The organism is Arachnia propionica (assembly GCF_003932785.1).
GTDB lineage: Bacteria > Actinomycetota > Actinomycetes > Propionibacteriales > Propionibacteriaceae > Arachnia > Arachnia propionica_B.
In genome coordinates this window covers 1-26,963 of sequence record NZ_RQYT01000044.1, presented here as the reverse complement: position 1 = coordinate 26,963, position 26,963 = coordinate 1, and the positions used below count along the sequence as shown (strand labels likewise).

Genomic DNA, 26,963 nt, shown 5'->3' with positions numbered 1-26,963 from the left:
GGTGGAGCCGGGGGCGGCCTGGAGGATGGGGGAGCAGAACAGGTGGGTGATGCCCAGGTCCTTCAGGTAGGGCAGCTGGACGACGGCGTCGTTGAACGTGAAGTCGGCGGTCAGCTGCAGCCGGTACGTCGAGTTCGGGGTGTTCCTGGGTGCATCCACGTTTCCACTCTATTCGGCAGCTCCGTCAGGCACGCCGGATCCTCAGGAAAAGCCCTTCCCAATGGCGATATGGGTGGTGTCAGCGGAGCCTGCGCAGCAGCCTGATGATCTCGATGAGGGTGATGAAACTGGCGCGCATCGCCCTGGAATCGCTGAAGTTGATGACGATCTCCGCGTCGAGTTCCGGCACGTGCCACAGGTGCGCGGCGGTGATCCCGAGGTGCCCGACGGGACGTGGCCAGCCCCGCAGCCACGGTGCCAGTCCCTCGATCCGCACCTCCATCGCCCCGGCCCCGTAGTACAGGCCGCTGCGGTACCGGTGTCGCGCTCTGGTCATCCACGCCCACGACTCCGGGCTGATGAGACGGCCCGTGTGCAGCGCATTGATGAGGGTCAGATGGTCCGACGGGGTGGCGGCCAGCCCGCCACCAGCCCAGTCGATGGTCAGGGACTCCGCGTCGTCGACGCGCACCCTGCCGAGGTGCAACGGGGCGATCCGGTCGCTGCCGAAGGCAGGTGTCGTTCGTCTCGGCATGAAGCTGCGGGTCATGCCCAGCGGGTCGAGGATCCGGTCATGGATGAGGCGGGAGAACGGAGTGGCGGTGACGGCTTCGAGGATGAGCCCCAGCACGATGAAACCGTTGTCGCTGTAGAAGAACCTCTCGCCCGGGGCGTCGATGGGCCGCTGGTTGTTCCGGGCATGGTCGAGCAGATCCTCGGGGTGCCACCGTCGATCACGCTCAGACGTGGCGAGCTCAGCGATCGTCGGGCCGGTCGTGGGGCCGTTGAGGTAGTCGTTCGCTCCGGAGGTGTGGGTCAGCAGCTGCTCGACGGTGACCTCATCGCGTCGGTCGTCCCGGAAGATTCCTTGCAACCGATCCGGCTCGAGGATCGAGACGACGGGGGTGCCGAGGCGCAGCTCTCCCTGCTCGACGAGCTGCATGACCAGTGCCGTGGTCGCCAGTTTTCCGGTGCTCGCCGAATGGCATGGCAGGTCCGCCGGTCCGTAGTGGTGGTCCATGCCCAGGCCGGGTGCGCGAACGGCGACCTGTGGCCGCCACTTCCGTGACTGCCTGGTCAGATGCGCTGACAGTGCTGCGTCGACATCGGATGCATCCATCAGGTCTCCTGTCTGATCGAGTGGTACCCAATCTGGCAGGTGTCCCGGCTGGAATGCGGCATCCCCGGCAGGATTCCGGATCTTTTCGGTGAGATGTCATGCCCTGTGTCGTGACTTCTGTCACTGAGCTGGGTGCTGGTTACACGTGGCCTGCAGGAGGGAGGTCAAGGTGGTGGATTCGGTTACAGTCAGCGTCATGGACAGCAACCCGTACGTCGCCTTCCTGCCGCCTGCGCGACGGGAGGTCGCGGGGAGGGGGCCGGAGGAGGACTGGTGGTCCTGGCAGGGGCACCGGGTGCACCTCGCCCGGGCCCGTCGGGAGGGGGCGCCGAGGGTGCTCCTCATCCACGGCGCCGGTGGGCACAGCGGGGCCCTGTGGCCGCTCGCCGCGCTGCTGGCGGATCAGGGCCTCGACGTCACCGCCGTCGACCTGCCGCTCTACGGACGAACCATCAGCCCCCATCCGAAGCGGGTGCGATACGACCACTGGATCCGGCTGGTCGGTGACCTCGTCGAGGCCGAGCACGACGGCCGACCCCTGGTCCTGCTCGGTGCCAGCATCGGGGGCATGGTGGCGCTGGAGGTCGCAGCTCACCGTCCCGAGGTGTCCGCCGTTGCCGCGACCTGCCTCGTCGACCCGCGGGACGTCCGGGTTCGCGCCCGGCTCACCCGTTTCGGGCCGCTCGGGGTCCTGGGCGGGCCGTTGTCGTGGCTGGCCCGGGGCAGACTTGCGACGACGATGATCCCGATGAGCTGGGTCGCCAACCTCGGCCGGATGAGCCACGACCCCGGGCTGACGAGGCTCTGCACCGTCGATCCCCGGGGAGGAGGGGCCCGGGTCCCGCTCGGTTTCCTCGCCTCCTACCTGCGGTACCGGCACGTCGGGCCGGAGCGGGTGGACGTCCCCGTCGTGCTGCTCCATCCTGGACGGGACCGGTGGACGCCGGTCGAGTTGAGCATGCGAGTGGTGCGGCGGCTGAGAGCCCCGAGCTCGGTGGTGATGCTCCGCGGCTGCGGCCACTTCCCGGTCGAGGAGCCGGGGCTGGGGGACTTCGTCGACGCGACGGTCCGCCTCGCGGGCGGATTCGCCTGAACGATGTCCTCAGGTCAGCTCCCACAGTGCGGCGACGGGTAGCGCGACGCAGGTGCGACTGAACTGGAAACCACCGGGCGCGGTGTTGAGGACGACGCCGCGGCGGAACCGAGCCCCCAGCAGTTCCTCCAGTTTGAGCAGGTTGCGGAAGTGATCGGGACGGTGGGACGCCGACGCCTTCACCTCGACGGCGATGACGCTGCCGTCGGCGAGCTCGATCACGATGTCCACCTCGAGGCCGTTGCGGTCGCGGAAGTGGCTGAGGGTGAACTCGGTCTCGCTCCAGCCCTGCTGTTTCAGTAGTTCGGAGACCACGAAGGCCTCGAGGTGATGTCCGAAGACCTCCGATCTCAGGGAGGCGAGTTGGCTGGGTGGGGTTTCCGCCAGCCGGAGGGCCAGCGCGGGATCGCTGATGCTGATCTTGGGTCTCCCGATCTCCCGCGTGGTGAGGTTGGCGGTCCAGGGCTTCAGCTTCTCGGTGAGAAAGATGGCCTCCAGCGCGTCGAGGTATCCGGTGATCGTGCCCTGGGGGATGGAAGCCTGCTCGGCGAGGCGGGCCTTGACCAGCTCCTCGCCTTGGGCGGCGGCGAGCAGCCGGGTCAGAGTGGCCAGACGCTCCGTTGCCGACCCCCGTGAGACGAGAGGCGCATCCCTGTCGAGGATGCGCTCCAGGTAGGAGCTGAGCCAAGCCCGGGTCATACGCGTGTTGAGCCGACGCTGCATCTCCGGGAATCCGCCGGTGGACAGCGCTTGGATGTAGTCGAGGCGTGTGAGTTCCGTGGTGATGGATGCCGGCGCGGATGACTCGAGGAGAGCGGTGACGAAGTCATCGTGCTGGTGGTGGATCTCACCCTGGCTGAGGCCACGGAGCCTCAGGGTGACGGCCCGGCCCGCCAAGGAATCGGTGGCGGATCGGGTGCGGAGGAGGTTGGCGGAGCCGGTGAGCAGGAACCGGCCGGGACGACGATCCCGGTCAACCAGTTTCTTGATGGCCCTGGGGAGTTCGGGGTCCAGTTGTGCCTCGTCGATGACAAGCGTGCCGTCGCCTGCTTGGGTCAGAAAGGTGTCGGGGTCATGACGCAACGCGGCCAGGGTGGCCGTGTCGTCGAGGGTGACCTGAATGCCCGGGCCTTTTTCGACGAGGAGGTTGGCCAGGGTGCTCTTGCCCACCTGACGAGCACCCTGGATCACGACGACGGGGAAGTTCGCCAGCAGTTCCCGCCCGTGTCCGAGGATGTGTCGAGGGATGATCTCCATGCCCCGAGTCTACGATGACGGTAGTTTCGCTGGACAGAAACAGTAGTTTCGCTGGACAAAAACGGTAGTTTCGCTGAGCGGAAATGGCAGTTTCGCTGGTCGTGGTCAGCGGTACATGGCGATGGCTGCGGTGGTCTCGATGTCGCCCCGTCGCGGCCAGGAGAAGCCCACCACCAGACCGTGGTGGGTGCGGCTGTAGTCCTGGACCTTCCAGTCAACCCCGGGTGGAGCGGCGGGTGTGAAGGGGGTGCCGATGAGGGACCCGTCCGGGTCGAGCAGCCGGAGGCGGCTGCCGTCGTCCTCGACGTCGAACCACACCCCGACACCGACGGGACCGAAGATCGTGCCCCGGTGTGGGGCGGTGACGGTGCCCGCCTCCCCCGTCCAGGGGTCGAGGACGTGGTAGACCCTCCTCTCGGAGCCGTCGGGTAGCACCTTGGCCTCGCTCGCCTCCACGAGCGCGGTGTCCGGAGCGCGCCAGATTCCGCTTCCGGATTCCCCTTCCTCCTGTCCGATGGGGATGCGCTGCAGGGTGTCGACGTTCAGCCACACGGCGCTGTTCGTGGCGGCGTCATGGGTGAGGAGCCAGCCCCTGATGATGTCCTCCTCGGAGGCAAGGGACTTGATGGGGACGATCCGCTGTGTCTGACTCAGGTCCTCGTCGGAGAGGACCGTGACCGGGCTGTCGTCACACGCTGGGCAGTTCCTCTGTCGCGGACCCGCCGGCGAGCTCAGGACGATCACATGGCTGGAGCCCTGGGGTCCTTCGATGGGGGGATTCTCCTCGGGAAGCTCCCACCGTTTGGTCCCCGTGACGAGGTCGTAGGCGTGGGTCCAGATCACCAGGACGTGATCCGTCAGCACGACCGGTTCCAGGTGGCATGTGAGATGCAGTTCCTTGGGCAGGTCGTCCGAGGTGAGGGTGAATCGTGGGTTCCCGGTCACGGCGTCGATGACGGTGAGCATCGGCATGGACTCGGCGTCGGGCCGCCACTGCGTGCTGGTCGTCGTGAAACAGGTCTGGACGACCACCGACCTGCCGTCGGGGGAGACCAGGACCCGGGACTTGTTCTTGAGGTTGTTCCTCAGTGTGACGAGGTGCGCTTCCTTGCGTTCGAAGCTCCACAGCCGCCGACCGGTGGCGCCGTCGAGCCCGATGACGGTGTCCTCGTCGGCGACGATGGGGCCCCGGGCGCCGACGTGCACCTCGTAGGGGCGCCTGAGGTCCGGGGCACGGAACACCCACGCGGGCTCCCCGGTGAGCTGGGAGAAGTCGCGGGTCGGGGTCATCGGCGGCAGGGTGTCCGGGGCCGGTGCGGTGGTGATCCTGACCGGGGTCAGTGCCTCTCTGACGAGGTCGTGGGCCTGGGTGACGCCGTAGCCGACGATCAGGACCCCGCTCAGCACGGCCGCGACCACTCGCATCGCGGAGGGGCGGGGAGGGACCGGGGCCCAGCCGCGTTCCCGGAGAAGGGAGATCGTGGCCAGGACAAGGGAGGACGCCGCCAGGCACCCCACGGCGATGCTGATCCGGACGGGGGCGGCCGGTGCGGCGAGGAGAAGCGGGGAGTCGCCGACGGCCGGAGTGTTCCTGACCCAGTCGATCACCACATCGCAGCGGATGAGGGGTGCCACACCCGCGAGCAGCATGATGGCTCGTCGCGAGGAGCCGGTGAGGATGGTCCGCCACTCGAGGAACAGCAGCACGGCCGCGGGCACTGCGGCGACGACGAGCCACGCCCACAGGGTGATCATGACGGTCCGGGCGACCTCTCCCGAGGATGAGGTCAAGGACAGCGCGACCATGGTGATGGCCGAGGTCCACAGCGCCGTGTGGGCGCCCCACAGCAGGGGGCGGACCCAGCGCCAGGTGACGGTCAGTTCGGGGCCGCTGCGGATTGTCATGGCACAACTGTGCCGATGTTCGCGCTGGTCAGGGAGGGAAACGGGGAGCCGATGTTCGGCGGGTGGGTCGTTCCTTTGGTCAGTTCTCCGTCTCCCACCACTTCAGGAGCAGCGCCTTCGCCTCGTCCTCCGGGATCGGGCCGTGCTCGGTCCGGTGCTCCAGCAGGAACTTGTACGCCTTCCCCACCGTCGGGCCCGGGCCAATCCCCAGGACCTCCATGATCTGCGCCCCGTCGAGGTGCGGCCGGAGCGCCTTGAGCTCCTCCTGGGCCGCCAACTCGTCGATGCGCCACTCGAGTTCCTCGTAGGCGCGACGCAGCCGCGTCGCCTTGTTGCGGTTCCGGGTCGTGCAGTCCGCGCGGGTGAGGATGTGCAGGCGCTCCAGCTCCTCGCCTGCGTCGCGCACGTAGCGGCGCACCGCCGAGTCGGTCCAGCCGCCGTCTCCGTACCCGTGGAACCGCAGGTGCAGCTCGACGAGCCGCGTCACCGACTTGACCGTGGCGGAGGGGAACTTCAGCTCCTTCAGCCGCTTCTTCGCCATCTTCGCCCCGACGACGTCGTGATGGTGGAAGGTGACCTTCCCGCCCTCGAAACGACGGGTCGCCGGTTTGCCGATGTCGTGCAGCAGCGCCGCCAACCGGTTGACGATGTCCGGCTCGTGGCCGCGGGCCTTCTCCAGCTCGATGGCCTGGTCCAGCACCGTCAGCGAGTGCTCGTAGACGTCCTTGTGGCGCATGTGCTCGTCGCGTTCCAGCCGCATCGCGGGCAGCTCCGGCAGGATGTGGTCCGCGATGCCGGTGCGCACCAGCAGGTCCAGGCCCTCCCGGGGCGAATCGGTCAGGAGCAGCCCCGTGAGTTCCGCCTGCACCCGCTCCGCCGAGACGATCTCGATGCGACCTGCCATTGCCTTCATCGCCGCCACGACCTCCGGGGCGACGCTGAATCCGAGCCTGGAGGCGAACCGCGCGGCCCGCATCATCCGGAGCGGATCGTCGCCGAAGCTCACCTCGGGGGCGGCGGGGGTGCGCAGTACGCCGTCGGCCAGGTGGTCGAGGCCGCCCCACGGATCGACGAATCGGCCGCGGATGACGTCGACGGCCATGGCGTTGACGGTAAAGTCACGGCGGACGAGGTCCTCCTCGATGGAATCCCCCAGGGCGACGACGGGTTTGCGGGAATCCGGCTCGTACGCGTCGGCGCGGAACGTGGTGACCTCGATCTGCCACTCGGTGTCGCCGTCGCGCTTGAGGGCCCCGATGGTGCCGAAGTCCTTCCCGATGTCCCACGTCGTCGGGGTGAACTGCTTGAGGATGGCGTGGGTGTCGTCGGGGCGGGCGGAGGTGGTGAAGTCGAGGTCGCTGCCGAGGCGGCCGAGGAGGGCGTCGCGCACCGAGCCGCCGACGAGGTACAGCTGGTGACCGGCGGCCTCGAAGTGGCGGCCGAGTTCGCCGATCACGCCAGAGCTGCGCAGCAACTCGGCGACGGCGTTCCGCTGGGCTTGGGTCAGGTCAGGCACGGGCGAAGTTTACCCAGCCTCTCTGCCGGGGGAGATGTGGCGCGGGGGGGCCCGTGGCTTCCCTGTGACCCCGGGCCCCCCGCACGACCAACAATAACACTAGGAAATCGTTGGGTAAATAGGGGTGGTCGTTGGAAATGTTCAGGAACTGGCCCCGATGACCCCTCCGTGCGTTAGACTTGTCAAACTTTCGGATGACGCAAGAAGTGGGGGTCTTGTGCTGAAGCAGTTCCGGCCGCTCGTCGCGGCCGTCTCCGCCGTGGTGTTCGTCGGTGGGGCGATGAGCCTCGCCCTGATGACCACCGAGCCCGAGCTGCGCGCCATCCCGCAGCAGACCCCCTCCGTCGCGCACAGCTGGGAGCCGCGCGACCCCGACGCCCGCACCAGCCGCGGCCTCGGCGACGGGTCGATCCTGCGGTTGGGCGCCCTCCCGATGACCGAGGCCGGGGATCCGCTCCCCCTCGCCCCCGACCCGCAGGCACCCGGCGAGGACACCACCGTCCTCACCAGCCCGAGCGCCATCGCCACCGAGAGCATCGGAACCATCGACGCGGACACCGGACGGCTGTTGTCCCAGCCGGTGCGTGGCCCGATCACATCCCGATTCGGCATGCGTCTGCACCCCGTCCTCGGCTACCACAAGCTCCACTCCGGCCTGGACTTCGGCGCCCCCTGCGGTGCCCCCGTCGGCGCTGCCGCGCCGGGCAGGGTCACCCGGACCGGGTGGGCCGGGGGCAACGGGGTGCAGGTACGCATCGACCACGGCCGCATCGCCGGCCACCACGTCGTGACCACCTACAACCACCTCTCCAGCATCGCGGTCACCGTCGGCCAGGAGGTCACCACCCACCAGGGCGTGGGCCGGGTCGGCTCCACCGGCTACTCCACCGGCTGCCACCTCCACTTCGAGGTCATCGTCGACGGGCAGTTCCAGAACCCCGAGGCGTGGCTGAACGGCACCCCGGCCGTCGACGCCTCCTTCGCCGCCGCGCCCAGCAGCGTGCCGATCCCCGGATCCCCGTCGCAGCCCGCCGGTACCACCACGGCGCCGAGCGGCACCCCGACGACCGCACCCGCGCCGGGTACCCCGACGACGAGCAGCGCGCCCTCCTCGACCGCCCCCGCCCCGACCCGGACCACACCCAGCGCCCCGGTGACCACGTCCACTCCGCCGAGCAGCCCGGCCGAGAGCAGCACGGTCCCCTCGCCCAGCCCGTCGACCCCGAGCCCCTCGCGTTCGACGACGGCACCGACCGAGTCCGAGCCCTCCGCGCCGACAGGGAGCGGCAGCGAACCGGCCAGCCCCAGCAGCGCCGCGGAGGCGGAATCGTCGTCCTGACGACACGACAACGGGCAGTCGGGAGTGCCGTCCCCTGACACGCCACGACTGCCCGTCGCTCAGCCGGCGTGGCAGGTGTTGATCCCGCTCCTCCGGGTCCGAGCCCGGCGCTCTTCCGATGAGCTACACGCCGTCATGACGATGGTAACGGCACCTTCGTCACCGTGTCAGCCTTTCCGTCAAAAATGCTTGTCCAATCTTGAATCGTCATGTGGCTGCGACGATCTGCCGGGCGACCCTGACGGCCTTCGAAGAGCCCTTGCGTGCCGCCAGTGCGGCGACCGCGGGCAACCGGACCGGGCCGGGCACCTCCGGCAGGAGGGCCAGCACCGCTTCGAGAGTGGCCGACGCGCTGGCGGGAACCGGGGACTCAGCGGCGAGTTCCTCGGCCATCCGCGTCAGCAGCGGCCACACCAGGGCCAGCCCAGCGGCCTCCGCGACCATCCGGCACAGTGTCGTCAGCTTCGCCGCCGAGATGGGCCAGCCTCGCCGCCACGGGGACGCCCACGCGGTGGCGAGGTCCTCGGCCCTCAGGCGGCCGTCGTCCCAGGCGTCCAGAAGAGCCGTGGCCAAGGGTTCCCGCTCCTTCGCGGCCACGTCGTTGGCGAACACCAGCGCCGTGAACGTCGTGAGGGGGTCGAAGGGGGTCGCGGCCTCGGCGAGGGCCGCGAACTGGGCCGCGACCGGGGGCGCGTCGACCCCTTCCAGCTCGCGCAGGAGGGCCGCAGCCCCGCGGGACGCGAAGCGCGGCAGCAGCGCCCGTTCCCAGACGGCCGTGTACTCGTTGGGGCGGAATTGCGCGTTCCACGGCGAGACGATGCCGAGCAGGTCGAAACCGCCCGGCTCGTCCCCGGAGATCTCAAGGGTGGCGCGCGTCGCGGTTCCCCAGCCGCTCAGCGGCCGCGAGGGGGGAGGGAGCAATGTGACCGCCAGGGGTGTCGGCGGGTGGTCACGCCAAGCCGCCAGCACCTCGTCGAGCGTGGCCTGACAACCGTCGATGGGAAGCAGGAAGGGGGAGAGGTCGTCCGGGATCCGGTCGCGGTCGAGTCGTCCGAGCGCCACGGCCACATCTGAGGCCAGCGCCGCCTGTCCGGATCGTCGGTACGCCTCGACGCGGGCGGCCAGCGCCTGCCAGGAGAGCCCTAGCACAGTGTGCGAAGGTGCCGACAGCACGCAGGGGATCTCCCCGAGGCGCAACCCCAGGTCGCCGGTGCGGCGGTGGAGCAGTCCGTCGAGCCGATCCGTACGGGCCCGCTTGGCGGCCTCCCACATGCCGAACTGGCGGATCAGGGCGACGCGCAGGCTGACTCCGGTGGTGTCTGTCACGTACTCGGCCATGCCGTCGAGGCCGCGGGTGTGCGCCGTCGCGACGAGGGCCGCCAGGGCACGCTCCTTGTCAACCGCCGACCCGAACGGGTGACGGGCGGTGGCTGCCAGCTCCAGCCAGGTCGGGGGATCGACGACGAGATGCGCGGGGTCGAACTCGGCGAGGGCTTTCGGCGGGGTCAGGGTGGGCTCCCGCCACAGGCCGAGCTGCTCGACGGGGGCGGGGGCCTGGTCCCATCGGGCCAGCAGCGCCGTGGCGAGACCGGCGGTGGTCGCGTCGGAATCGGTGGTCAGCGGGGTGACGGTGGCGACGAGCTCCGCGGTGGGTGACGCGATGCGATCGAGCAGGCCCAGCACCTGGCGGCGGAGCCCCTTCTCCGGGCGGGCCAGCACGCTGTGCGAGAGGGCGGTGAGCCGATCGTCGTCGAGAGGCTCGGCCAGCAGCCACGCGACGAGATGCTTCGCGACGCTGCCCTCCGCGTGGGCGATGACATCGACGACCCGGCCCGGATGGGCGCGGAGGGCGTCGACGAGATCCAGTTCCGTCAGCCACTGCCAGGCCCGGCGCTGCGCGGCCTGGCGGGCGCCCTGCTCCCAGACGCCGAGGAGGGCCAGGGCGACGGCGTCCTCGGCGAGGGGTTCGGCGGTGCGAAGCCGGAGCAGGTTGGGCCGCATGTGTTCCTGGGGTTCCGGCAGCAGTGCGACGGTGTCCGGGACCCGGCAGGCGGCGAGGAGATGCTCCTGCCAGCGGATGCCGGGGCGGGGATCGCCGTGGCGCTCCAGCCAGGCCGCCAGGTATGCGGGGTTGTCCGGGACCGGCAGGTCGAGGGAGTCGAGGAGGGGGAGGAGCACCTCCACCTGCGCGGCGACTCGGGGCATGGCCAGGGCCGCGTCGACGACATCCCGGACGAATGCCCCGTCGCGGGTCAGCAGCTGCTGCAGGACGTGGTCCCGGGCCTCCAGCCTCCCCCACCAGGTCGCCCCCATGGTGTGGACGACCTGGGCGGGGGTGCCGCCGATCTCCAGCATGAGCGGGACGGCCCAGCCGTCGAGGGGCTCGCGCCACCGTTCATACGCCCGGCCGGTGAGTGCCCTTTTCAGTGCGGCCACTGCCGACCTCCGTTCCGAGGGCGTGAGGCCGGCGAGGTCGGCGACGATGTGCTGGAACAGGGCGCGACCCTTGCCGGAGCGGGGTGGTCGGAACCGACCCAGCCACGCCCCGAGGCCGCTCGGCTGCGGCAGCCCGGCGGCTGTCGCGATGCGGCTCGTGACCGACCACAACTGACTCGCCACGGCGTCGTCCCGGGCGGCGAGGTCGAGCAGGCGTTCGCACCACTCGCGGTCGCGTCGAGCGCAGGCGACGGCGACGTGGTCGAGGGCGGCATCGTCGTGGATGAGGCTCCGCAGGACCTTGCCGTCGAGCTCGGTGAGCAGCAGCTCCGGTTCGTCGTCAAGGGTTGCGGCGACCATGGCCAGGCGGCTCAGGGCTCCGACGTCGACGAGCCGCCTGCGCAGGTCACGGTGGTGGCGGCGCCACAGTTCCTCGAGTGCGGCGTGCCGCTCGGGATCGAGGGACTGGAGCGTCTCGGCGAGGGCAGCGCTCGATGCGGCTCGCGTCGCGAGGTTCACCACGTCATCCATGGTCCGGGTCCTCCTGGCACGGTGTTGTCGTCAACGGCGAGGGTATCGGCCCGGGCTGACAGGAATCAGGAGGCCCGCAGCTCGTCCCGGGCCGCCATGAGGGCGAAGCCCAGGAGATTGAGGCCGCGCCAGTTCTCCGGGTTCGTGACCTGCTCGTTCTTCGCGGACATCCCGATGCCCCAGATGCGGTCCCGGGGGCTCGCCTCGACCAGGACCCGGCTCCCAGTTCCGATGAGGAACCGCCCCAGGGCCTCGTCCTGGGAGAACTTCGCGACGTTGCCCTCGGTGACGAGCCGGACCCGGTGCTCCCGCCAGGTGGCCTCGTCGAAGCCCCGGACCTGGCGGCCGAGCTTCTTCGCCTGGTCGGGGTGGCGGGAGTCGAGGATCCGCTGGAGCATCTCGTCGTCGCCGAACAGGCGGGCCTTGCTGGCCATCATCCACTGCTCGGCGGAGCGGTAGGTGACGCCGTCGATCTCGAACCGCGACGACCACCACTGGCTGAGGCAGCTGGCGGTGATCTCGCCGCTCGGGCTCGGCTGGTGGCCCCAGAAGAAGAGGTACTTGAAGCTCTGCTTCCGGGCGCACTCGCGGCGGAGCCATTCGATGCTGTACATGGGACCTCCAATAAATAATGTTGGAGTGACAGTATATATGGTTACTGGAGTATCCGACCAGGCCAGGACAAGGGGCCATCGTCGGTATCCTCAACGAAACGTGTCATGTCTCAGCAGAAACCCAACCCAAGGGGTCACCGTTGCAACACACCGTGAAGAGCCTCTGCCGGATGGCCAGGCGGGCACCCTCCGCAACCCGGCTCGTCGCCGACCTGGCCGCCCTCGCCGACGACGAACGCACCGCCCTGCGTGACCTCTGGCGCGACGGTGGCCGCGCCGACTGCCCGCGCACGGCACTGCTCGTCGTGCTGGAGGACGACCCTGCGCTGGTGCTGGGACCCCTCCACCAGCAGGTCGTGGCGGAGCTGCTGGCCGACGACCAGGCGCGCCGGGCCCTCATCGACCACTGGGCAGGGCGGGGGCGGGCCTGGGCCGAGTCGCTCATCGCCGCGACCAGCCCCGTCGATGTCGAACTCTGCGGCCCGCTCCTGGACGACCTCGCCGACGCCGTCGGGCTGCCCAGGCGCGACGACATCCCGTCCTGGCTCGGGAGACTGCGGCCACGCGGCGTGGATGAGAACCAATGGCACCACGCCGTCGCCGAAATCCTGGCCCGGCTGCCGGAGGAGGACCGGGTCCGGGCCCGTGAGGTGCTCAAGCAGGTCACGACGACGCCGGGGCACTCGACCTGGCGCCATCTGCTGGGGGGTCTCGGGGCCATTCTCGTCTGCGAGGACGGCGGCACCGCCCGGGAGGCGGCAGAGGCCCTCACCTTCGCCCGCTGGGGGTACCCGCCGCCGCGGGGTCAGCTCCTCGCGGCTGTCACCGCCCGGGGCCCGGACTTCGCGGCCGAGTTCGTGGATCTCGCCAGCCGGGGCGAGGCCGCCCGCCTCCATCTCGGCGACCTCTGCGCCCTCATCACCCGCTTCGACCTGCCACTGCCGACGGCGGCGGGGTTCTGGGTCGCCTGGGCGAACTCGCTCACCCCAGCCGCCCCGAACCTCGCCCAGTGGGTCATCGCCGCGTCCCGGGTGCCGGGAACCTTCTCCGGGCGGCCACTGTTCAGCGGACCCGCCGTCATCGCGGCCCATCAGCGATGGGACGTGGCCCTGGCCCTGCTGGAGCCGGTGCGACGCGGCGAGCGGAGCGAGGCGCAACGCTCGGTGGTCCACTGGCTGAAGGAGCTCGACCTCACCGACGAGCTGCCCGGCCTGCACACGGAACTCCTGACGGTCCTGCCCGGGGCCGACGACGCCGTCGTGCGTCTTGCCGTCGACCACCTTCTCGGTCATCTCGACGACGACGAGCTGGCCCACCTGGCCCAGGAGGTGCTTCCCCGCCGTGCCGTCACCCCGCGCCGCAAGGTGCTGAAGGCCTTGTCGCGGCTGGATGCGGTGCCGGTCGGGGTCCTCGAGGCGGTGCGGACACTGGCCGAGGACAAGGACACCGCGTGCCGGGACCTCGCCCGCGACCTCCTGATCCGCTGGGGCGACGGCGTCGAGGAGTCCGGCCCCGTCGGACTCTGGCGCGACCCCGCCGGGACCCCGGCCGAGGCCCTTGCCTGGACGCGCCCGGACGAGCCGGAGTGGAGCGCATGGGGCCAGCTGCGGGGCCTCGACCCGGCTCTGAACCCCCTCGATCTGGTTGGTGGCGGCTGGCCGGCAGGCCCGGACAACCGCGTCCAGGGCCCCGACCAGCTCACCCCGGTGGGGCTGGAACGCTGGCTGGCCGCGGTCGTCGCCGTCGCCCACATCGACGGCCTGCCGGAGCTGCACCGCCTCACCCGGACCAGCACCGTCGACGAGGTGGCGGAGCTGTTCGGCACCCGGGACAACTCCGACCAGGGGCGTCCCGACGCGCTCGCCCGGTTGGCGACGCTGCGACTGACCGAGGCGCTGGGGCGGCTCGGCGAGATCCCCTGCCTGCTCTCGACACCCAGTCACGAACGGATGCTGCTGGGATGGGAGGAGCTCGCGGAACGCGTCGCCCGCCACCGCGAGGCCGGGGTCGCGGTGGGGCCGGTGGACGTGGCGGTGGCGCTCGGGCGGCTCGACCCGAAGACGGCGCCGGACGACCTCTCCCACCTCGATTCGCCCATCCTCGGCAGGCAGCGGGGCCTGGTGGAGGTGCTGGAGGTGTGGCGGCAACCCCAGCCCCCGGCGGAGATCCGCACCCACCCTGCGGCACGCAAACCCGTCATCGGATGGGCGCGGGGGAGTCGCCCGCAGCTGGAGATCCTGGGGGCGCCCGCCCCGGGGCACGGGATGCTCGGGGTCAGTTCGGCGTGGTCGCAGGCCTACCAGCCGAAACGGCTGTCGCGGCCGTGGACGCTGCAGCTGCTGCCGTTCGCCACGTCGCGCCCGAGCGTGCAGCTGCTGCAACTCGTCGACAACGGCGCCCCGCCGCGCGAGCCGCTGCTGGCGGTGATGCAGGTGGCGGCCCATCTCGATCCGCTGCTCTGTTTCGTGGCGCTGGCGACGGTCTCGCAGATCCCGCGCCCCGACGCCGTCGCGGACGCCCTGCTGACGGCTTGGGACGAGGGCCGCCTCGCGCCTTCGGACCTGGCCGAGGCGTGGTCGTCGCCGCTCGCCGAGCACTGGGTGCTCAACCCGAGCCGGGTCGCCGCGATGGCCGCGATGATCGCCGACGCGGGTGGGCTGGCCCTGGCGTGGCCGTTGCTCGTCGCCGTCGCGGAGTCCCTCGCCGGGGCCGCCCGACGACCCGCGTCGACGGGCTCGGTCCTGGAGACGCTGCTGTCCTACCTGCCGGAGGTGCCGGGTGCCGCCCTGCTGCCGAACATCGCAGCACTGGCCGCATCCAAGGGCACGACGAAGGCCCACCGGGTCGCGCGGGAGATCATCGATCGTTGGTCGAGCAGAGGGCGCTGAGCGCCCGAGCGTCGAGACCTGGTGAGGGTGTGCTGGGGTCCTGGAGCGGTGGCATGGTGCAACGCTGTGCTGTAGACTGGGGGCACCAAGACCGGTTCCGCCCCTCAGGGGTCCAGGGCCGGTCCTCATTTCTCAGAAGGTTTCATGGACAACGACGTCAAGGCCTACAAGTCGTATGCCGACCAAGTGCAGATCCTCGAGGATCGTGGCATGGACATGGGAGACCGGGAATCAGCAGCTGAGATTCTGAAGCGTCTGAACTACTACCGGCTGAGCGGATACTGGTATCCCTTCCGGAAGCTATCGGGTGGTAAGCGGCTGGATGAGTTCTTCCCGGGAACACGGTTCTGCGATGTCGTAAAGCTCTATGAGTTCGACGCTCGATTGAGAGCGGCCACCTTCGCTGCCTTGGCGCCCATCGAGCTGGCCGTTCGCGCACTGATCGGCCATGAGTTGGGCCGTATCGACCCGTGCATCCATCACATGCCGTCGTTGCTTGGTCCCCAGGCCCGGGTGGGAGACAAGTACTCCAAGTGGTTGGACCGGTACCAGCTTGAGGTGGAGCACTCTCGGGAGGAGTTCGTCAGGCACCATGTGGAACGGTATGAAAGTAGGCTGCCGGTTTGGGTGGCAGTTGAGGTGCTCGACTGGGGGAGCCTCACCCAGTTGTACAGTTTTGCCCCGCGACGCACACAAGACGTGGTTGCCAAGACATGCCACTTGAGTGCTCCCCAACTGGGTAGCTGGCTCAAGGCGCTGAACCTTGTACGCAACGTCTGCGCTCACCACGGGCGGTTCTTCAACCGAGTTCATGCCATCACCCCCAAACTACCGCCGCCTTCAGGTCAGGAGCGAGCGGATCTCGACGCGGTGCGCACCTCGTGGGACAGGACCTTCGGTCAGCTCACGTTGATTCAGTACTTGATGGGAAAACTGGAGGTTGGCAACCCCCGGTTGCTCCCAGCGGTGCTGAAATCCTTCCCGGGGAATCGGGTGGTCCCCGTCACACATACGGGAGCACCAGCCAATTGGGAGAGGGACTGTGGGCCGTTGTGGCGTAGTGACTGAGGTGGCACAGGACGGAGCTGTGAGATTCTTCGGCCAGACTGGAGCCCCCCGACATCGTCGAAGGAGGAATCCATGGGCCAGCACCTGCTGCAATGCTTCGTCGCCCCACTACGCCGTGGACAACGGCGTGAGTTAGAGGGTGCGCGGATAGGGGGATCGTGACGAGGGTCGTCACGGTGGCCTCTGGGCAAGGCGGACGACGAGGAGCGCACTGGATGGTGCGTTCGAGGAGGACAACGCTGCCAGGGGGTCACCGGGGCGGCCGCAGTAGATTTCGCCTATCCGCGCGCCCTCTTACACACGGCGTAATTCATGGGGCTCAGGCGGCTGCTTTTTTGGGTGTCGGCGTCGCCCTCCTCGCCGCTGGTCGAGCCGGGGCCGGAGCCTGCGGAGGACCCGTGTCGAGACCCCGTGGGATTCCCACTCAACTCGAGTTCCAGCACCGTGTGCCAGGAGTCTCGACACGGACAGCGCGCTGACGCACGCGGTCCGGTGTGAGCAGCGGAGAAGAAGGGCGTGAACAACACCTTGAAGCGTCTGAACTACTACTGGTTGAGTGGGAGGAGTGTTCAGGCAAGCGGTCAAAGTGGATCTGCACAGGTGCTTCGCTGCTGCCTGAATGGACCTCCCGGGCCAGGGCGGGCAAACCGAAACAAAACAGGCGAAACACGGTCACGAATCGCCGTTCTGCTTCCATGGCAGCGTTGACATCGCGATCCCATCGAAGGAAAGCGGCGATTCGTGACCACCCCATCCTCCAGTCACCCCCTCCTGCCCCTCGCTCCCTCCCGTCGGCCTCCTCAGTACGCTGATTCGCCTGCCTTGAGTTGGAAACGCCTGCCTTCTTTCAATTCGCCTGTCAAACAAGACAGGCGAGCCGCTGAAATGGCAGGCGAATCGGCATCAAGACAGGCGAACCCGCGCCAACACAGGTGAAACAGGGCGAAACCGTGAAGACGGCGCAGGATGCCGCTTGACGGCGGTGGGAGCAGACTGGAGCCCCGACCCTGTCAAAGGAGGAGCCCATGGACCATGACCTGCTGCAACGCGTCGCAGCCCACTACGCCGTCGACAAAGATGTGAGCTACTCGGCCGAGCCACAGTCCTTCCCCCCGGCGCCGTCGTTGCCCGCCGACGACTGGGGCGAGCTCGGCGAGTACTACCGCCACATCCGGCAGGGAAAGTGGTTCTGCCGGGTGGGTGATCCGGTGTTCGTCACCTTCCACCCCGTCATCGACTGCGAGGCCCTCGCCGACGGATGGGAGCAGCCGGCGTGCGTCCCCTTCGCGACCCTCGTCGATGACTCGACGCTGTTCGTCCACATCCCGTCCGGGCGCGTGCTGTGTCGCCGTCCAGGCGACGGCGAGGAGTACTGGATCGCGCCCCGCCTTTCATCCTTCCTGGGGGCCGTCGCTGACATCGTCGAGTTGGAGAGCGAGCCCGGGGATCACCCGGACCTCGACGAGGAGGGCTACCCGCACTCGGAGCGGTTCGTGGCTCGCGTCGAGGCGATCCTCGCGCGGCACATGCCGGATGCGGGACATCGCGAGACCTTCCGTGGGGTCCTGCACCTCATCACGGCCGCCGAGGAGGCCCGTGGCGGGGTCCACGGCAGCTGATCGTCGGCTCAGTCCCAGCGGGAAAGGAGCTCTGCCACCTCGTCGAGGTCGCGGTCCTCGCCTCGGGCGATGGACATGACCAACTCGAAGGCGTCGTCGTCGAGGGCGTCGAGGTGTACGTCGTTCAGTCCGAGGAACACGACGGTGGCGAGCCAACCCAGCCTCTTGTTCCCGTCGACCAGGGGGTGGTTGCGGACCAGCGAGTCGAGCAGGGCGGCCGCCTTCAGGTGCAGGGTCGGGTAGGCCTCCTGACCCCACAGCCGGGTTCGGGGTCGCCTGGCAGCGGCCTCGAGGAGTCCGAGGTCACGGATCGGGCCGACGTCGAGGTCGGTGACGAGGTGGAGGAGGTCCTCCAGGTCGAGATGGGTGGTCACCGACCCAGCCGGTCGAGGAGGTCGGCGTATCGGGCGCGGGCCTTGGCGGACAGGGCCGCAACGGAGCGCTCATGGCCGCGCCGGGCGGAGGTCTCCCGGATGGCGCGGATCGTCGCCTCATGACGGCTGATGCCGTCCTCCTCGGCCAGCTGGGCCAGAATCGCCTCATCCTCAGGGGTCAGTCTGAGTGTCATCGCCATGGCTGGATGGTATCACTGTGGTATCGCCAGCTCGGTTCGAGGCGCGAGGACATCCGGAGCCATGCTTGCAAAGTGATAGCATTTCTTCATGCCGACCTTGTACATCAGGGATGTTCCCGCCGACGTCGCCGAGGCGTTGAAGGAACGCGCCGCTGCGCAGGGTCAGTCCCTGTCCGCCTTCGTCAACGCGGAGCTGGCCAGGGTGGCCGCTCGGGTTCCGAATGCCGAGATCGCTGAGCGGCTGCGCCGAATGGATCGTGAGCACGGCGTCAGCCGTGACGAGATCCTGGCGGCGGTGACGGCGGGGCGACGGTGATCGTGATCGATGTCTCGGCCATGGTCGAGGTCCTGGTCGGTCGCGATGTCAGCCCCGAGCTGCTGTCCGCCGTCGCGGATGAGCTGGCGGCGCCCGTCGCCCTCGACCTCGAGGTCCTCTCCGCATTGCGTGGCCTGGGCCTGTCGGGCCTCGTCGCGGCGGAGATGCTCGACGCTGCGCGCCATGCCTTCGCCGACCTGCAGATCCTGCGCTACGACATCGAGCCTCTCGCGGATCGCATCTGGGCGCTGCGGCACCAGTTCACGGCCTATGACGCCAGCTACCTCGCGCTGGCCGAGGCGCTGGCGGTTCCCCTGGTGACCTGCGATGCGAAGCTGACCGCCCCCGGCCATCGCGCCACGGTGCATGTGGCCCCGCCGGGCGGCTGAGCGCGACCCCGTCAGAGCTTCGCGACGATGTCCCGGGCCAGGCGGTGCGCCTTCGACGTGCCCTTCGATGCCGCGAGCGCCCGGATGTTCGGCAGGTCGACCGGGTCCCGGACCTCCGGCAGCCGGTGGGCCAGCACCTCCAGCACCGCGCCCGTGTCCCGCGGCAGTTTCGGGGTCCCGGCCAGCTGTTCCGCGATCCGCACCAGCAGCGGCCACACCAGCTGCAGCGCCCCCTCCTCGGCGAGCAGCGTCAGCAGCGCCGCGACCTTCGCCCGGCCCGGATCCCACTCGTGGATCCAGATGTCGTCCCACGCGTCGTGGAGCGTCTGCGGGGTCAGCCTGCCCTCATCCCACGCCTGCAGCAGCGACGCGGCGAGCGGCGGCAGCTGACCAGCGGAGCCCCTTCCCGCCAGCGCCAGCGCCGCGAACGCGGTCACCGCATCGACGGGGCGCGCCGCGTCGATGACCTCCGCCAGCCGAGCCACCGGCGGGGTGCTGGAGAAGGCCAGCGTGCCCAGCACCCCCACGGCCGGACGGGCCGGGCAGGCGGGCAGCAGCCGGATCGCGAGCTCCCAGCCCTGGCCCTCGACGCGGGTTCCGCTGAAGGGCCGCGTCCAGCCGTCGTCGATGCCCAGCTCCTTCGCCCCCGCGGGCTCCTGCCCCTCGAGGATCATCCGACGGGAGGGATCGGCGATGGTGGTCGAGGGCCGGAAGTCCAGCCGGGCCGCCTCGACCGGCCGCTCCCGCCACGCGGCGACGGCGGCCGCGGCCGCGCCGTCCTGATCCACCTCCGGCAACTCCCCGACGACGCGGCTCAGCGCCACCAGCAGATCGGCGGGCGACGGCTCCACCCCAGCCTCGCGGTGGGCGATCAGCCGCGCGGCGAGCACCTCGCCGTCGATGCGCAGCCCCTCGTGGGTGGGGGTCGACAGCACGCACGGCAGCGTGCCCACACCGTCGAGCACCTCGCGGTAGCGGCGCGCCACCAGCTCGCTCAGCGGGATGGTCTTGAGTTTCGGCGGCCTGCCGGTCGCCCACGCGTACAGGCACTGCCTGAGCAGATCCGCCGGCCCCATCGGTCCCATCGACGAGAACAGCGCCCGCGTGGCCTCCGCCCCGATCTCCCGCCCGGTGAGGACGAGGCTGGCCAGGGCCTCCTCGTGGAGGTCCGGGTCGGGTTCGCGTGCGTTGTCCAGTCGGGCCACCAGCTCCCGGGCCGACGGCTCGTCGAGCACCTGCCCGAGTCCCAGGGCGGCGGGCTCAGGCAGGGTGGGATCGCGCCACAACCCCAACGTGCTGGGTCCTGCGACATCCCCCCAGCGTTCGAGAAGGCCGGTGGTGAGTTTCGCGGTGGTCGCATCGGGGTTGCCGGTCAGTTGGGCCAAGGTCTCGCGGAGTTCCTGAGAAGGGGACTCCAGCCGGTCCAGGGCCTTCAGCACCGCACGCCGGTTGCCCTTCTCCTTGCGGGGTAGCAGGGCGACGGCGAGCGCATCCAGCTGCGCGGCGGGCAGGTCCGGGGTGAGCAGCTCGGGAAGCACGGCCTTGACCACCGTGCCGTCGGCCAGGGGCAGGGCCGTGATGATCCGGTCCGGGTCGGTGACCAGCGACACCCCCAGGGCCTCGGCCCAGTGCAGGGCGGCCCGCTGGGCGCCCGGCCGATCCCCGCGCTCGATGATGCCGACGAGCGCGGCGGCCAGGGCGTCGTCGTCGACCTGCTCCGTGGCCCGGACCTCGGCGATCCCCTGCGCGACCTGCTCCCGGTGCCAGTCCTTGTCGGCCTGGTACTGCGCGAAGACGTCCGGGGCGGCGCACGCGGCGAGGAACTGCTCGACCCACCGGCACCCGGGGCGGGGGAGTGACAGCGCATCGACATTCACCCACATCTCCCACACCGACGGCAGCGCGGGCATCGGGAGGTCGTGCGCGACGACCAGCTCCAGCAGCAGATCCACCAGACCGCCGTCGACCCGGCGGGGGCACCGCTCGATCAGCTCGGCCGCCCAGTCGGGGCCGAGAGCCATGTTCGCTCGCACGAAGGGCTCGCGTTCGTCGCCGTCGAGGAGGTCCGACAGCAGCCACGTCCCCGACGGGCCCAGCAGCTTCAGGAACTGCGACGGGGTGACCCCCAGCACGACCGCCAGCCTGATGGCGGCCACGAACTGGGAGCGGTCCGTCGCCTCCTTCGCCATCCGGGTCACGGCCCGGCCCGCCCCCTTCGTCGCGGCCTCCCGCTCGTCGGCGGGCAGGGCGGCGACGGCCTCGACCATGTCGGCCACGCAGCGGTGCGCGGCGAGCTCCAGGTGACGTTCAAAGGGCCAGCTGGCCATGGGTTCTCCCTTCTCAGTGGCCCAGAGTCTATGCATGTGGAAGGCTGAGTGCGTGTTTCGGACCCTGCGGATGCGGATCGTCGCCCTGACCGCCCTGGTGGTCATCACCTCGGTGGTGCTCACCGCCGTCATGGTGTCGTTGGCGGTGCAGCGGGCCACCCGACAGGAGACCGCCCAGTCCCTTCGGCGCGACACCGACATCTACCAGGCGTTGCTGGACCACGCCTCCCACCACGCGACCTGGGACGACGTCGCGCCGTTGGTGAAGGACCTGTCCATCCGATACGACCGACGGATCGCCCTCGGAACCGACGAGGGCATCTTCGTCGACTCCGACGAGCTGCGTGGCCTGGACTCCGGGGAGCTGCGGCTCACCCCCGACGTCGTCATCGACCCGCTCAACCCGTGGACGAGGACGGCGGACGTCCCGAAGGTCGAGACCATCGACCGCAACACCCCTGAGGCCCTCGCCAAACGGCTGGAGGCCATCGAGGCCTGCCTGTCACCGCAGGGGCTGCCCTTCGAGACCGATGCATCCGCGGATGAGGCGGACCTCACGTTCCTGGTCCCTGTCCCGGACGAGCTCTGGTCAGACGTGCTCCACTGCCTGCTCCCCGTCAAACAGCCGCTGCCCCGTTCCAGCACCGAGATGGGGCTCACCATGGAGTGGCTCGAGTCCTGCGTGCGGCCAACCCTCGTCGAGGCCGGCTGGGTCAACCGGGAGAACCGGGATTTCGCCATCGTCGACGTCGCGGACCGGCGTATCCCGGAGGCCCTGAACGATTGCATCGACCAGCACCGCGACAGCGTTTCCGCGCCACCCGTGCAGCTTCATCTCGGCTCCCAGGGGGGCAATCCCCTCAGCCTGGAGGGCCTCGCGACGCCGGTGACCGCCCTCATCGTGACCTGCATCATCGCCGTCGCCGGGGTGGCCGGGGTGATGCTCGCCACCCGGATCGTGCGCCCCCTGCGGACCCTCACGTCGGCTGCGAACCGGCTCGGTGAAGGGGACCTGGACGTCCGCGTCGACGTGTCGGATCGCAGCGAGATCGGGCAGTTGGCGGAGACCTTCAACTCGATGGCTGAGTCCTTGGATCGCAGCGAGAAGGCGCGTCGCCAGCTCATCGCCGACATCGCCCACGAACTCGGAAATCCCATGGTCACCATCGGCGGCGGCCTGGAGGCCATCCAGGATGGCGTCTACGAGCCGAGCCCGGAGGTGATCGCGTCCCTGGCCGAGGAGGCCGCCCATCTGCAACGCCTCATCACCGACCTGAGGGAGCTGGCCCTGGCTGACTCGGGCAGCCTGCCGATCAGCCGGGCCGAGGTGGACCTCGGCGAGGTGGTTGCGGCGACGGTGGCCGCCCACACCCCCATCGCGACGGCCGCGGGGGTGGAGCTGGCCGTCGAGGGTTCACGATGCCAGCGGGTGCTGGGCGACGAGACCCGGCTGCGGCAGGTCCTGGCGAACCTGTTGTCCAACGCGATCCACCACACCCCGGCCGGGGGCGTCGTCACGGTGCGGATGTCGGCGCTGCCCGCGACGGTGCGGCTTGAGGTCGTCGACACGGGGGAGGGCATCCATCCGGAGCACCTTCCCCACATCTTCGAACGGTTCTGGCGGGCCGACTCCAGCCGGCATCGCGACGGGGGCCGCATCGGTCTGGGTCTGGCGATCTCCGAGACCCTCATCCGGGCCCAGGGTGGCACCATCGGCGTCGCCTCCACGCTGGGGGTGGGGACGGCCTTCACCATCGAGTTGCCCACGTCGACCAGTTCTTGACCGAATCTTGACACAGCCATGGCAGAGTGGTTTGTGAGAGCGTTCTCATGGCGGTGAGTGGAGGCCCCGCCGGAAGGTTGCGGCAGGAATCTGACGCGGCGCTGACGGGATCTTGATCCGGCCTTGACATTGAACGTGAAGGGTGAAGGGGACGAGCCGAGGAGGTCAGAGTATGAGCAGCAGGATCCGCGCGGTGGTGGCCGGGGTGGCCGCCGTCGCCGTCGTGGCCATGGTCCCGATCGTCTGGGTGCACTCCACTGGGGCGACGGCCACGCCGGGCGTCACCCCCAGCCCCGTCGTCGATGTCAGCGTGACGCCGAGCCCCGTCGTCGAGCCGAGTCCGACCCCCGTCGTCGAGGAGGTGCCGGAGCCCGACTACGTGGCCATCGCGGACCCGATGGGCATGAGGCGGGACTACCGCAACCGGGAGGAGGCCGAGAAGCTCGCCGCCTTCCTGAACGAGCGGGGTATCAAGGCCGAACTGCGGGAGAAGGAGAAGGGCCTCGAGACCGGATTCACCTTCAGCACCGAGGGTGAGGGCGCGGAGGCCGCACTCCGGGAGTACTACTGGCAGCGGATATCGCAGGAGGAGTCCTGGTCCCAGGCCAGGATCGACAGCCACAACGCGGGCGTCGAGGAGTTCGCCGCCTTCCTCCGGGAGCGCGGCGCCGAGGTCGAGGTCCACGCCACCGAGAACGGCGTGAAGTTCCACAAGGAGATCTCCTTCAGCTCCGGGGGTGACCTCGAGGATGTCAAGTGGGAGTTCCTGGCGGCCAAGGGGCGGGTGAAGATCGACGAGAACGGCCAGCACACGATCATCCCCACGGCCGAGGAGATGGCTGAGGAGCGGACCAAGCTGGAGGCCCTCGTCGAGTACCTGAACTCGAAGGGGTTGGAGGCGAAGGTCGGCGAGTCGGACTTCGGTCCCTGGCTGGACGCGAACCTCGACGACGTCGACGTGCTCATGGCCAAGGAGGAGTTCGAGTGGGATGAACTCGCGATGGAGCCAGAGCAGATCGAGAACTACAACAAGCACACCGAGGCCTTGGCGGCGTACCTCGTCGAGCACGGTGTCGCATGTGAGATCAAGACCAACCGTTACGGCCTCAAGTACGCCGACTACGAGTCCAGCGACGAGGCGGAGCAGTTGGCCGAGGAGTTCTGGAACTCCTACGACCCTGCCGGATGAATACTTCCGGGGTCCCGTCGATCCCCCCCCACGGCGGGACCCCGGATTCCTCGAGCGTGTGGGGGAGAGTTCGGATGAGAGCAGGAGGAGGTCACGGATGACTCCCAAGAAGAAGGTCGTACTGGTTGGGGCGGGCGCGTTGACGGCGTTGGCGATGTTGCCGGTGCTGTGGAACCACTCCGCGAGTGCCGACGAGCCGACGCCCCCACCCCCGAGCCCGACGGCCAGCGTCCAGGCGGAGCCCAGCCCCGTCGTCGAGACCACTGCCGCCACGTCCGAGGAGGAGGACTTCAGCACGTGGACCATGATCGACTGCCAGCACCGATCGAGGTATGACGCCACCAAGGACGGCGCCGCCCTCGCCGAGCACCTCCGCTCCCTCGGGTACGAGGCCGAGTACGAGGAGAAGGAGGGCACAGAGTACTTCACCCTGAACGCCAGCGGCGTCGATGTGGAGATCGCCATCGACGAGTTCTCGTGGGAGCGTGAACCGTGGCCCCAGGCCCGGGTCGAGAAGTGCAACGCGCTCGTCGAGGAGTTCGCCGCCGCCCTGCGGGAGCGGGACTTCGAGGTCGAGATCAGGACCAACCGGTACGGCGTGAAGTACGCCGACCCGCAGGGTGACCCGATCGAGGTGCGTCGGGTGGCGTTCGAGCTCTGGTACGGCCCCCAGTTGGATGAGCCGCGGGAGGGTGGCGAGCCGGAGTACCTGCCCCCGCCGGACCCCGAGGCCGAGAAGGCTGAGAACGAGGCGCTCGCCGAGTACCTGAGGTCGCTGGGCCATGAGGTCAAGGTGATCCAGCTGGGCGACCATTACTCCATCGACGCCGACCTCAAGAATGTCGACATCTCCCTCGCGATCGAGGACTTCGAGTGGGAGAAGAACGGCTGGACCCCCGAGCTGGTCGAGGAGCACAACCGCTACGAGGAGGCGGTGGCCGCCCACCTCAGGGAGCGCGGCTTCGCGTGCGAGGTCAAGAGCAATCAGCACGGCCTGAAGCTGGCCGACTACGACATGAATGATGAGGCGGTCATGGAGGCCGTCGACGAGTTCTCGGAAGCGTATCTGAGGGACAACTGATCTTCCGGGGTCCCGTCGATCCCCCCCACGGCGGGACCCCGGATTCCATGAAGGGGACACACATGGCTCGAATTCTCGTTGCTGAGGACGATCCGAAACAGGCCCATCTGCTCCAGGCCTACCTGCAGGCCGAAGGACATCGTGTGGTGCTGGCCGCTGACGGTGCGGCCGCGCTGAGCAACATCGCTCAGTGCCGCCCCGATCTGCTGCTGCTCGACGTGATGATGCCGAGGCTGGACGGATGGCAGGTGATGCAGAAGCTGGAGGCGCTCGGCGGGGTGCCCGTCATCGTGCTGAGTGCACGCGCGGCGGAGGCCGATCAGCTGCTGGGGTTCAGCCTCGGCGCTGACGACTACGTCGCCAAGCCGTACAGCCCACGCCAGGTGATGGCGAGGGTCAGGGCGGTGCTGCGCCGAACCGGGGCGCAGGAGGTCGCGCAGGTGCTGCAGGTCGGGCCGATCCTCATCGACCTGGATCGCTACGAGGTCAGGGTCGGGGGCGCCACCGTCGCGTTGACGAGCCGGGAGATGTCGCTGCTGGTGACGATGGCCAGGCATCCCGGCCGGGTGTTCACCCGTGCCCACCTGCTGGAGGAGGTCGCCGGTTTCGACAGCTCGGCCCTGGAACGCACCATCGACATGCACGTGTTGAACCTGCGCCGCAAGATCGAGCAGGACCCGTCGCATCCGCAGTACCTGGTCACGGTGAAGGGGCGGGGCTACAAGCTGGCCAGCCCGAGGAAGTCCAGGGCGGCGGCGACCTCACGGAGGTGACGAGTGTCTCGTCGTGTGTGCTGGATGGCTGCGCGTGTGTGGTGACGATGAATCTGGCGGGTCGGATCCGGGAGCTGGATCTGGTCAGCGGTGAGGCGTTGGAGGCAGGGGAGACGTCTGGGTTCCTCGTTCTCGCGGAGGCTGATGGGTTCGGCTCGGTCGCGGTGCCCGGGTCGCCTTCTCTCCGCTGGTCGAGCCGAGGCCGTAGGCCCGTGTCGAGACCTCCGGCACCGCGTACTGAGGCTTGGGTTGCGCTGTCTCCGCTGGTCGAGCCGGACCGCGAGCCTCGCGAGCCGTCCGTGTCGAGACCTCCGCAACCATCCCAGCGAACCCGCACCGGGTCTCGACACGGCCCCCGCCACTTCGTTCCGGGGACCGCCTCGACCAACAGAAACCGAGGGAAAAGTTCTCCCCAACCCCTTGCGCTAGAACACCTATTCGATTACAATGGGGTCATGAACCCCCTCCCCGCGACCCTCACCGAGGCCTACCACGCCATCGCGGAGGCCGACGCCCACGCCCGGGCGGCGGAGGTGGCCCTCATGGTTGGGATCGCGAAAGCCGCCGAACTCTATGAGATCGACGACGCTGCGGTGATGGACGCTGTTGAAGGGTTCCTTGAGCCGGGCGGGGACGGTACCCCGTCGGTGGGTGAGTTCCTCGCCCACGAACTGGGTGGGATTCTTCAGATCTCCCCCGATGCGGCGTTGGAGAGGATCGGGACGGTGCGGGAGGGTGCACGGGTGGGGGATCGTTGTGAGGATCGGCACGGTGACCTCATGGCAAGGCGGACGACGAAGAGCGCACTGGATCGTGCGTTCAAGGAGGACAACACAGCCAGGGGGTCACCGGGGCGACCGCAGTAGATTCGCCCATCCGTGCGCCCTCCCCCATGTTCGGTTTCGGTTCCCCGCGTTGTGGGAGGCCTTCCTGTCAGGGAGTCTTCGCTGGTGGCAGGTTGCCGAGGTGGTGAACCGGCCAGCCAT

General features: G+C 69.2%; 21 protein-coding genes and 1 tRNA gene. 12 read left to right on the top strand and 10 right to left on the bottom strand.

Annotated features, from left to right (window positions below):
* Positions 1-238 precede the first annotated feature (238 nt).
* Entirely contained in the window at positions 239-1,279 is a 1,041-nt protein-coding gene (locus tag EII35_RS13395; protein ID WP_125228968.1) for a serine hydrolase domain-containing protein, read from the bottom strand.
* Positions 1,280-1,475: 196 nt separating this feature from the next.
* On the opposite strand from EII35_RS13395, the gene EII35_RS13390 reads away from it, so the two are divergent.
* Positions 1,476-2,372, top strand: a complete 897-nt coding sequence (locus EII35_RS13390; protein ID WP_125228967.1) for an alpha/beta hydrolase — start codon at positions 1,476-1,478, stop codon at positions 2,370-2,372.
* A gap of 9 nt (positions 2,373-2,381) precedes the next feature.
* On the opposite strand, the gene EII35_RS13385 is transcribed toward EII35_RS13390, so the two are convergent.
* The 3 genes from EII35_RS13385 to EII35_RS13375 form a co-directional block, all read right to left on the bottom strand.
* Positions 2,382-3,629, bottom strand: a complete 1,248-nt coding sequence (locus tag EII35_RS13385; RefSeq protein WP_125228966.1) for an ATP-binding protein — start codon at positions 3,627-3,629, stop codon at positions 2,382-2,384.
* Positions 3,630-3,734: 105 nt separating this feature from the next.
* Positions 3,735-5,534, bottom strand: coding sequence for a hypothetical protein (locus EII35_RS13380; protein WP_125228965.1), 1,800 nt, complete (start codon positions 5,532-5,534; stop codon positions 3,735-3,737).
* A 79-nt stretch (positions 5,535-5,613) separates the two neighbouring features.
* The gene (locus EII35_RS13375; protein WP_125228964.1) at positions 5,614-7,050 is read right to left on the bottom strand and encodes a CCA tRNA nucleotidyltransferase; all 1,437 of its coding nucleotides are present in this window, start codon (positions 7,048-7,050) and stop codon (positions 5,614-5,616) included.
* A gap of 217 nt (positions 7,051-7,267) precedes the next feature.
* Here EII35_RS13375 and EII35_RS16265 point away from each other — a divergent pair, with 217 nt between their 5' ends.
* Positions 7,268-8,389, top strand: coding sequence for a M23 family metallopeptidase (locus tag EII35_RS16265; RefSeq protein ID WP_221739760.1), 1,122 nt, complete (start codon positions 7,268-7,270; stop codon positions 8,387-8,389).
* Positions 8,390-8,452: 63 nt separating this feature from the next.
* Here the strand turns inward: EII35_RS16265 and EII35_RS13360 are convergent.
* From EII35_RS13360 to EII35_RS13350, 3 genes are all read right to left on the bottom strand, one after another.
* Positions 8,453-8,522, bottom strand: a tRNA-OTHER gene (locus tag EII35_RS13360).
* Positions 8,523-8,596: 74 nt separating this feature from the next.
* A complete protein-coding gene (locus tag EII35_RS16000; protein WP_185744341.1) occupies positions 8,597-11,356 on the bottom strand; it encodes a hypothetical protein in 2,760 nt (919 codons plus the stop codon).
* Positions 11,357-11,421: 65 nt separating this feature from the next.
* Positions 11,422-11,970, bottom strand: a complete 549-nt coding sequence (locus EII35_RS13350; RefSeq protein ID WP_125228963.1) for an NADAR family protein — start codon at positions 11,968-11,970, stop codon at positions 11,422-11,424.
* A 170-nt stretch (positions 11,971-12,140) separates the two neighbouring features.
* Between EII35_RS13350 and EII35_RS13345 the strand changes: the two genes are divergently transcribed.
* The 3 genes from EII35_RS13345 to EII35_RS13335 all read left to right on the top strand — a co-directional run bounded on the left by EII35_RS13345 (position 12,141) and on the right by EII35_RS13335 (position 17,545).
* Positions 12,141-14,858 (top strand): hypothetical protein, encoded by a 2,718-nt coding sequence (locus tag EII35_RS13345; RefSeq protein ID WP_125228962.1) that lies wholly within the window; start codon positions 12,141-12,143, stop codon positions 14,856-14,858.
* 144 nt (positions 14,859-15,002) lie between these two features.
* The gene (locus EII35_RS13340; protein ID WP_125228961.1) at positions 15,003-15,926 is read left to right on the top strand and encodes an Abi family protein; all 924 of its coding nucleotides are present in this window, start codon (positions 15,003-15,005) and stop codon (positions 15,924-15,926) included.
* 1,025 nt (positions 15,927-16,951) lie between these two features.
* Positions 16,952-17,545 (top strand): hypothetical protein, encoded by a 594-nt coding sequence (locus EII35_RS13335; RefSeq protein ID WP_125228960.1) that lies wholly within the window; start codon positions 16,952-16,954, stop codon positions 17,543-17,545.
* Positions 17,546-17,553: 8 nt separating this feature from the next.
* Here the strand turns inward: EII35_RS13335 and EII35_RS13330 are convergent, their stop codons facing one another.
* Together EII35_RS13330 and EII35_RS13325 are read right to left on the bottom strand one after the other, a co-directional pair.
* Positions 17,554-17,919, bottom strand: a complete 366-nt coding sequence (locus EII35_RS13330; protein WP_125228959.1) for a type II toxin-antitoxin system death-on-curing family toxin — start codon at positions 17,917-17,919, stop codon at positions 17,554-17,556.
* On the bottom strand, positions 17,916-18,119 hold the full coding sequence (locus tag EII35_RS13325; RefSeq protein ID WP_125228958.1) for a CopG family transcriptional regulator: 204 nt from the start codon (positions 18,117-18,119) through the stop codon (positions 17,916-17,918). Before EII35_RS13325 ends, EII35_RS13330 begins: the two co-directional genes overlap by 4 nt.
* Before the next feature lie 88 nt (positions 18,120-18,207).
* Between EII35_RS13325 and EII35_RS13320 the strand changes: the two genes are divergently transcribed.
* Complete coding sequence (locus tag EII35_RS13320; protein WP_125228957.1) at positions 18,208-18,435, top strand: FitA-like ribbon-helix-helix domain-containing protein; 228 nt, start codon at positions 18,208-18,210, stop codon at positions 18,433-18,435.
* Entirely contained in the window at positions 18,432-18,824 is a 393-nt protein-coding gene (locus EII35_RS13315; RefSeq protein WP_125228956.1) for a type II toxin-antitoxin system VapC family toxin, read from the top strand. Before EII35_RS13320 ends, EII35_RS13315 begins: the two co-directional genes overlap by 4 nt.
* An 11-nt stretch (positions 18,825-18,835) precedes the next feature.
* Here the strand turns inward: EII35_RS13315 and EII35_RS13310 are convergent, their stop codons facing one another.
* Positions 18,836-21,151 (bottom strand): DUF7824 domain-containing protein, encoded by a 2,316-nt coding sequence (locus tag EII35_RS13310; RefSeq protein WP_125228955.1) that lies wholly within the window; start codon positions 21,149-21,151, stop codon positions 18,836-18,838.
* 52 nt (positions 21,152-21,203) lie between these two features.
* On the opposite strand from EII35_RS13310, the gene EII35_RS13305 reads away from it, so the two are divergent.
* From EII35_RS13305 to EII35_RS13285, 5 genes are all read left to right on the top strand, one after another.
* Positions 21,204-22,934, top strand: a complete 1,731-nt coding sequence (locus EII35_RS13305; protein WP_185744339.1) for a sensor histidine kinase — start codon at positions 21,204-21,206, stop codon at positions 22,932-22,934.
* 172 nt (positions 22,935-23,106) lie between these two features.
* A complete protein-coding gene (locus EII35_RS13300) occupies positions 23,107-24,123 on the top strand; it encodes a hypothetical protein (protein ID WP_125228953.1) in 1,017 nt (338 codons plus the stop codon).
* A 97-nt stretch (positions 24,124-24,220) separates the two neighbouring features.
* Positions 24,221-25,204, top strand: coding sequence for a hypothetical protein (locus EII35_RS13295; RefSeq protein WP_125228952.1), 984 nt, complete (start codon positions 24,221-24,223; stop codon positions 25,202-25,204).
* 62 nt (positions 25,205-25,266) lie between these two features.
* Positions 25,267-25,977: a response regulator transcription factor gene (locus tag EII35_RS13290; protein ID WP_221739759.1), complete on the top strand. Its 711-nt coding sequence runs from the start codon at positions 25,267-25,269 to the stop codon at positions 25,975-25,977.
* A 455-nt stretch (positions 25,978-26,432) separates the two neighbouring features.
* On the top strand, positions 26,433-26,843 hold the full coding sequence (locus EII35_RS13285) for a hypothetical protein (protein ID WP_125228950.1): 411 nt from the start codon (positions 26,433-26,435) through the stop codon (positions 26,841-26,843).
* Positions 26,844-26,963: the final 120 nt, after the last annotated feature.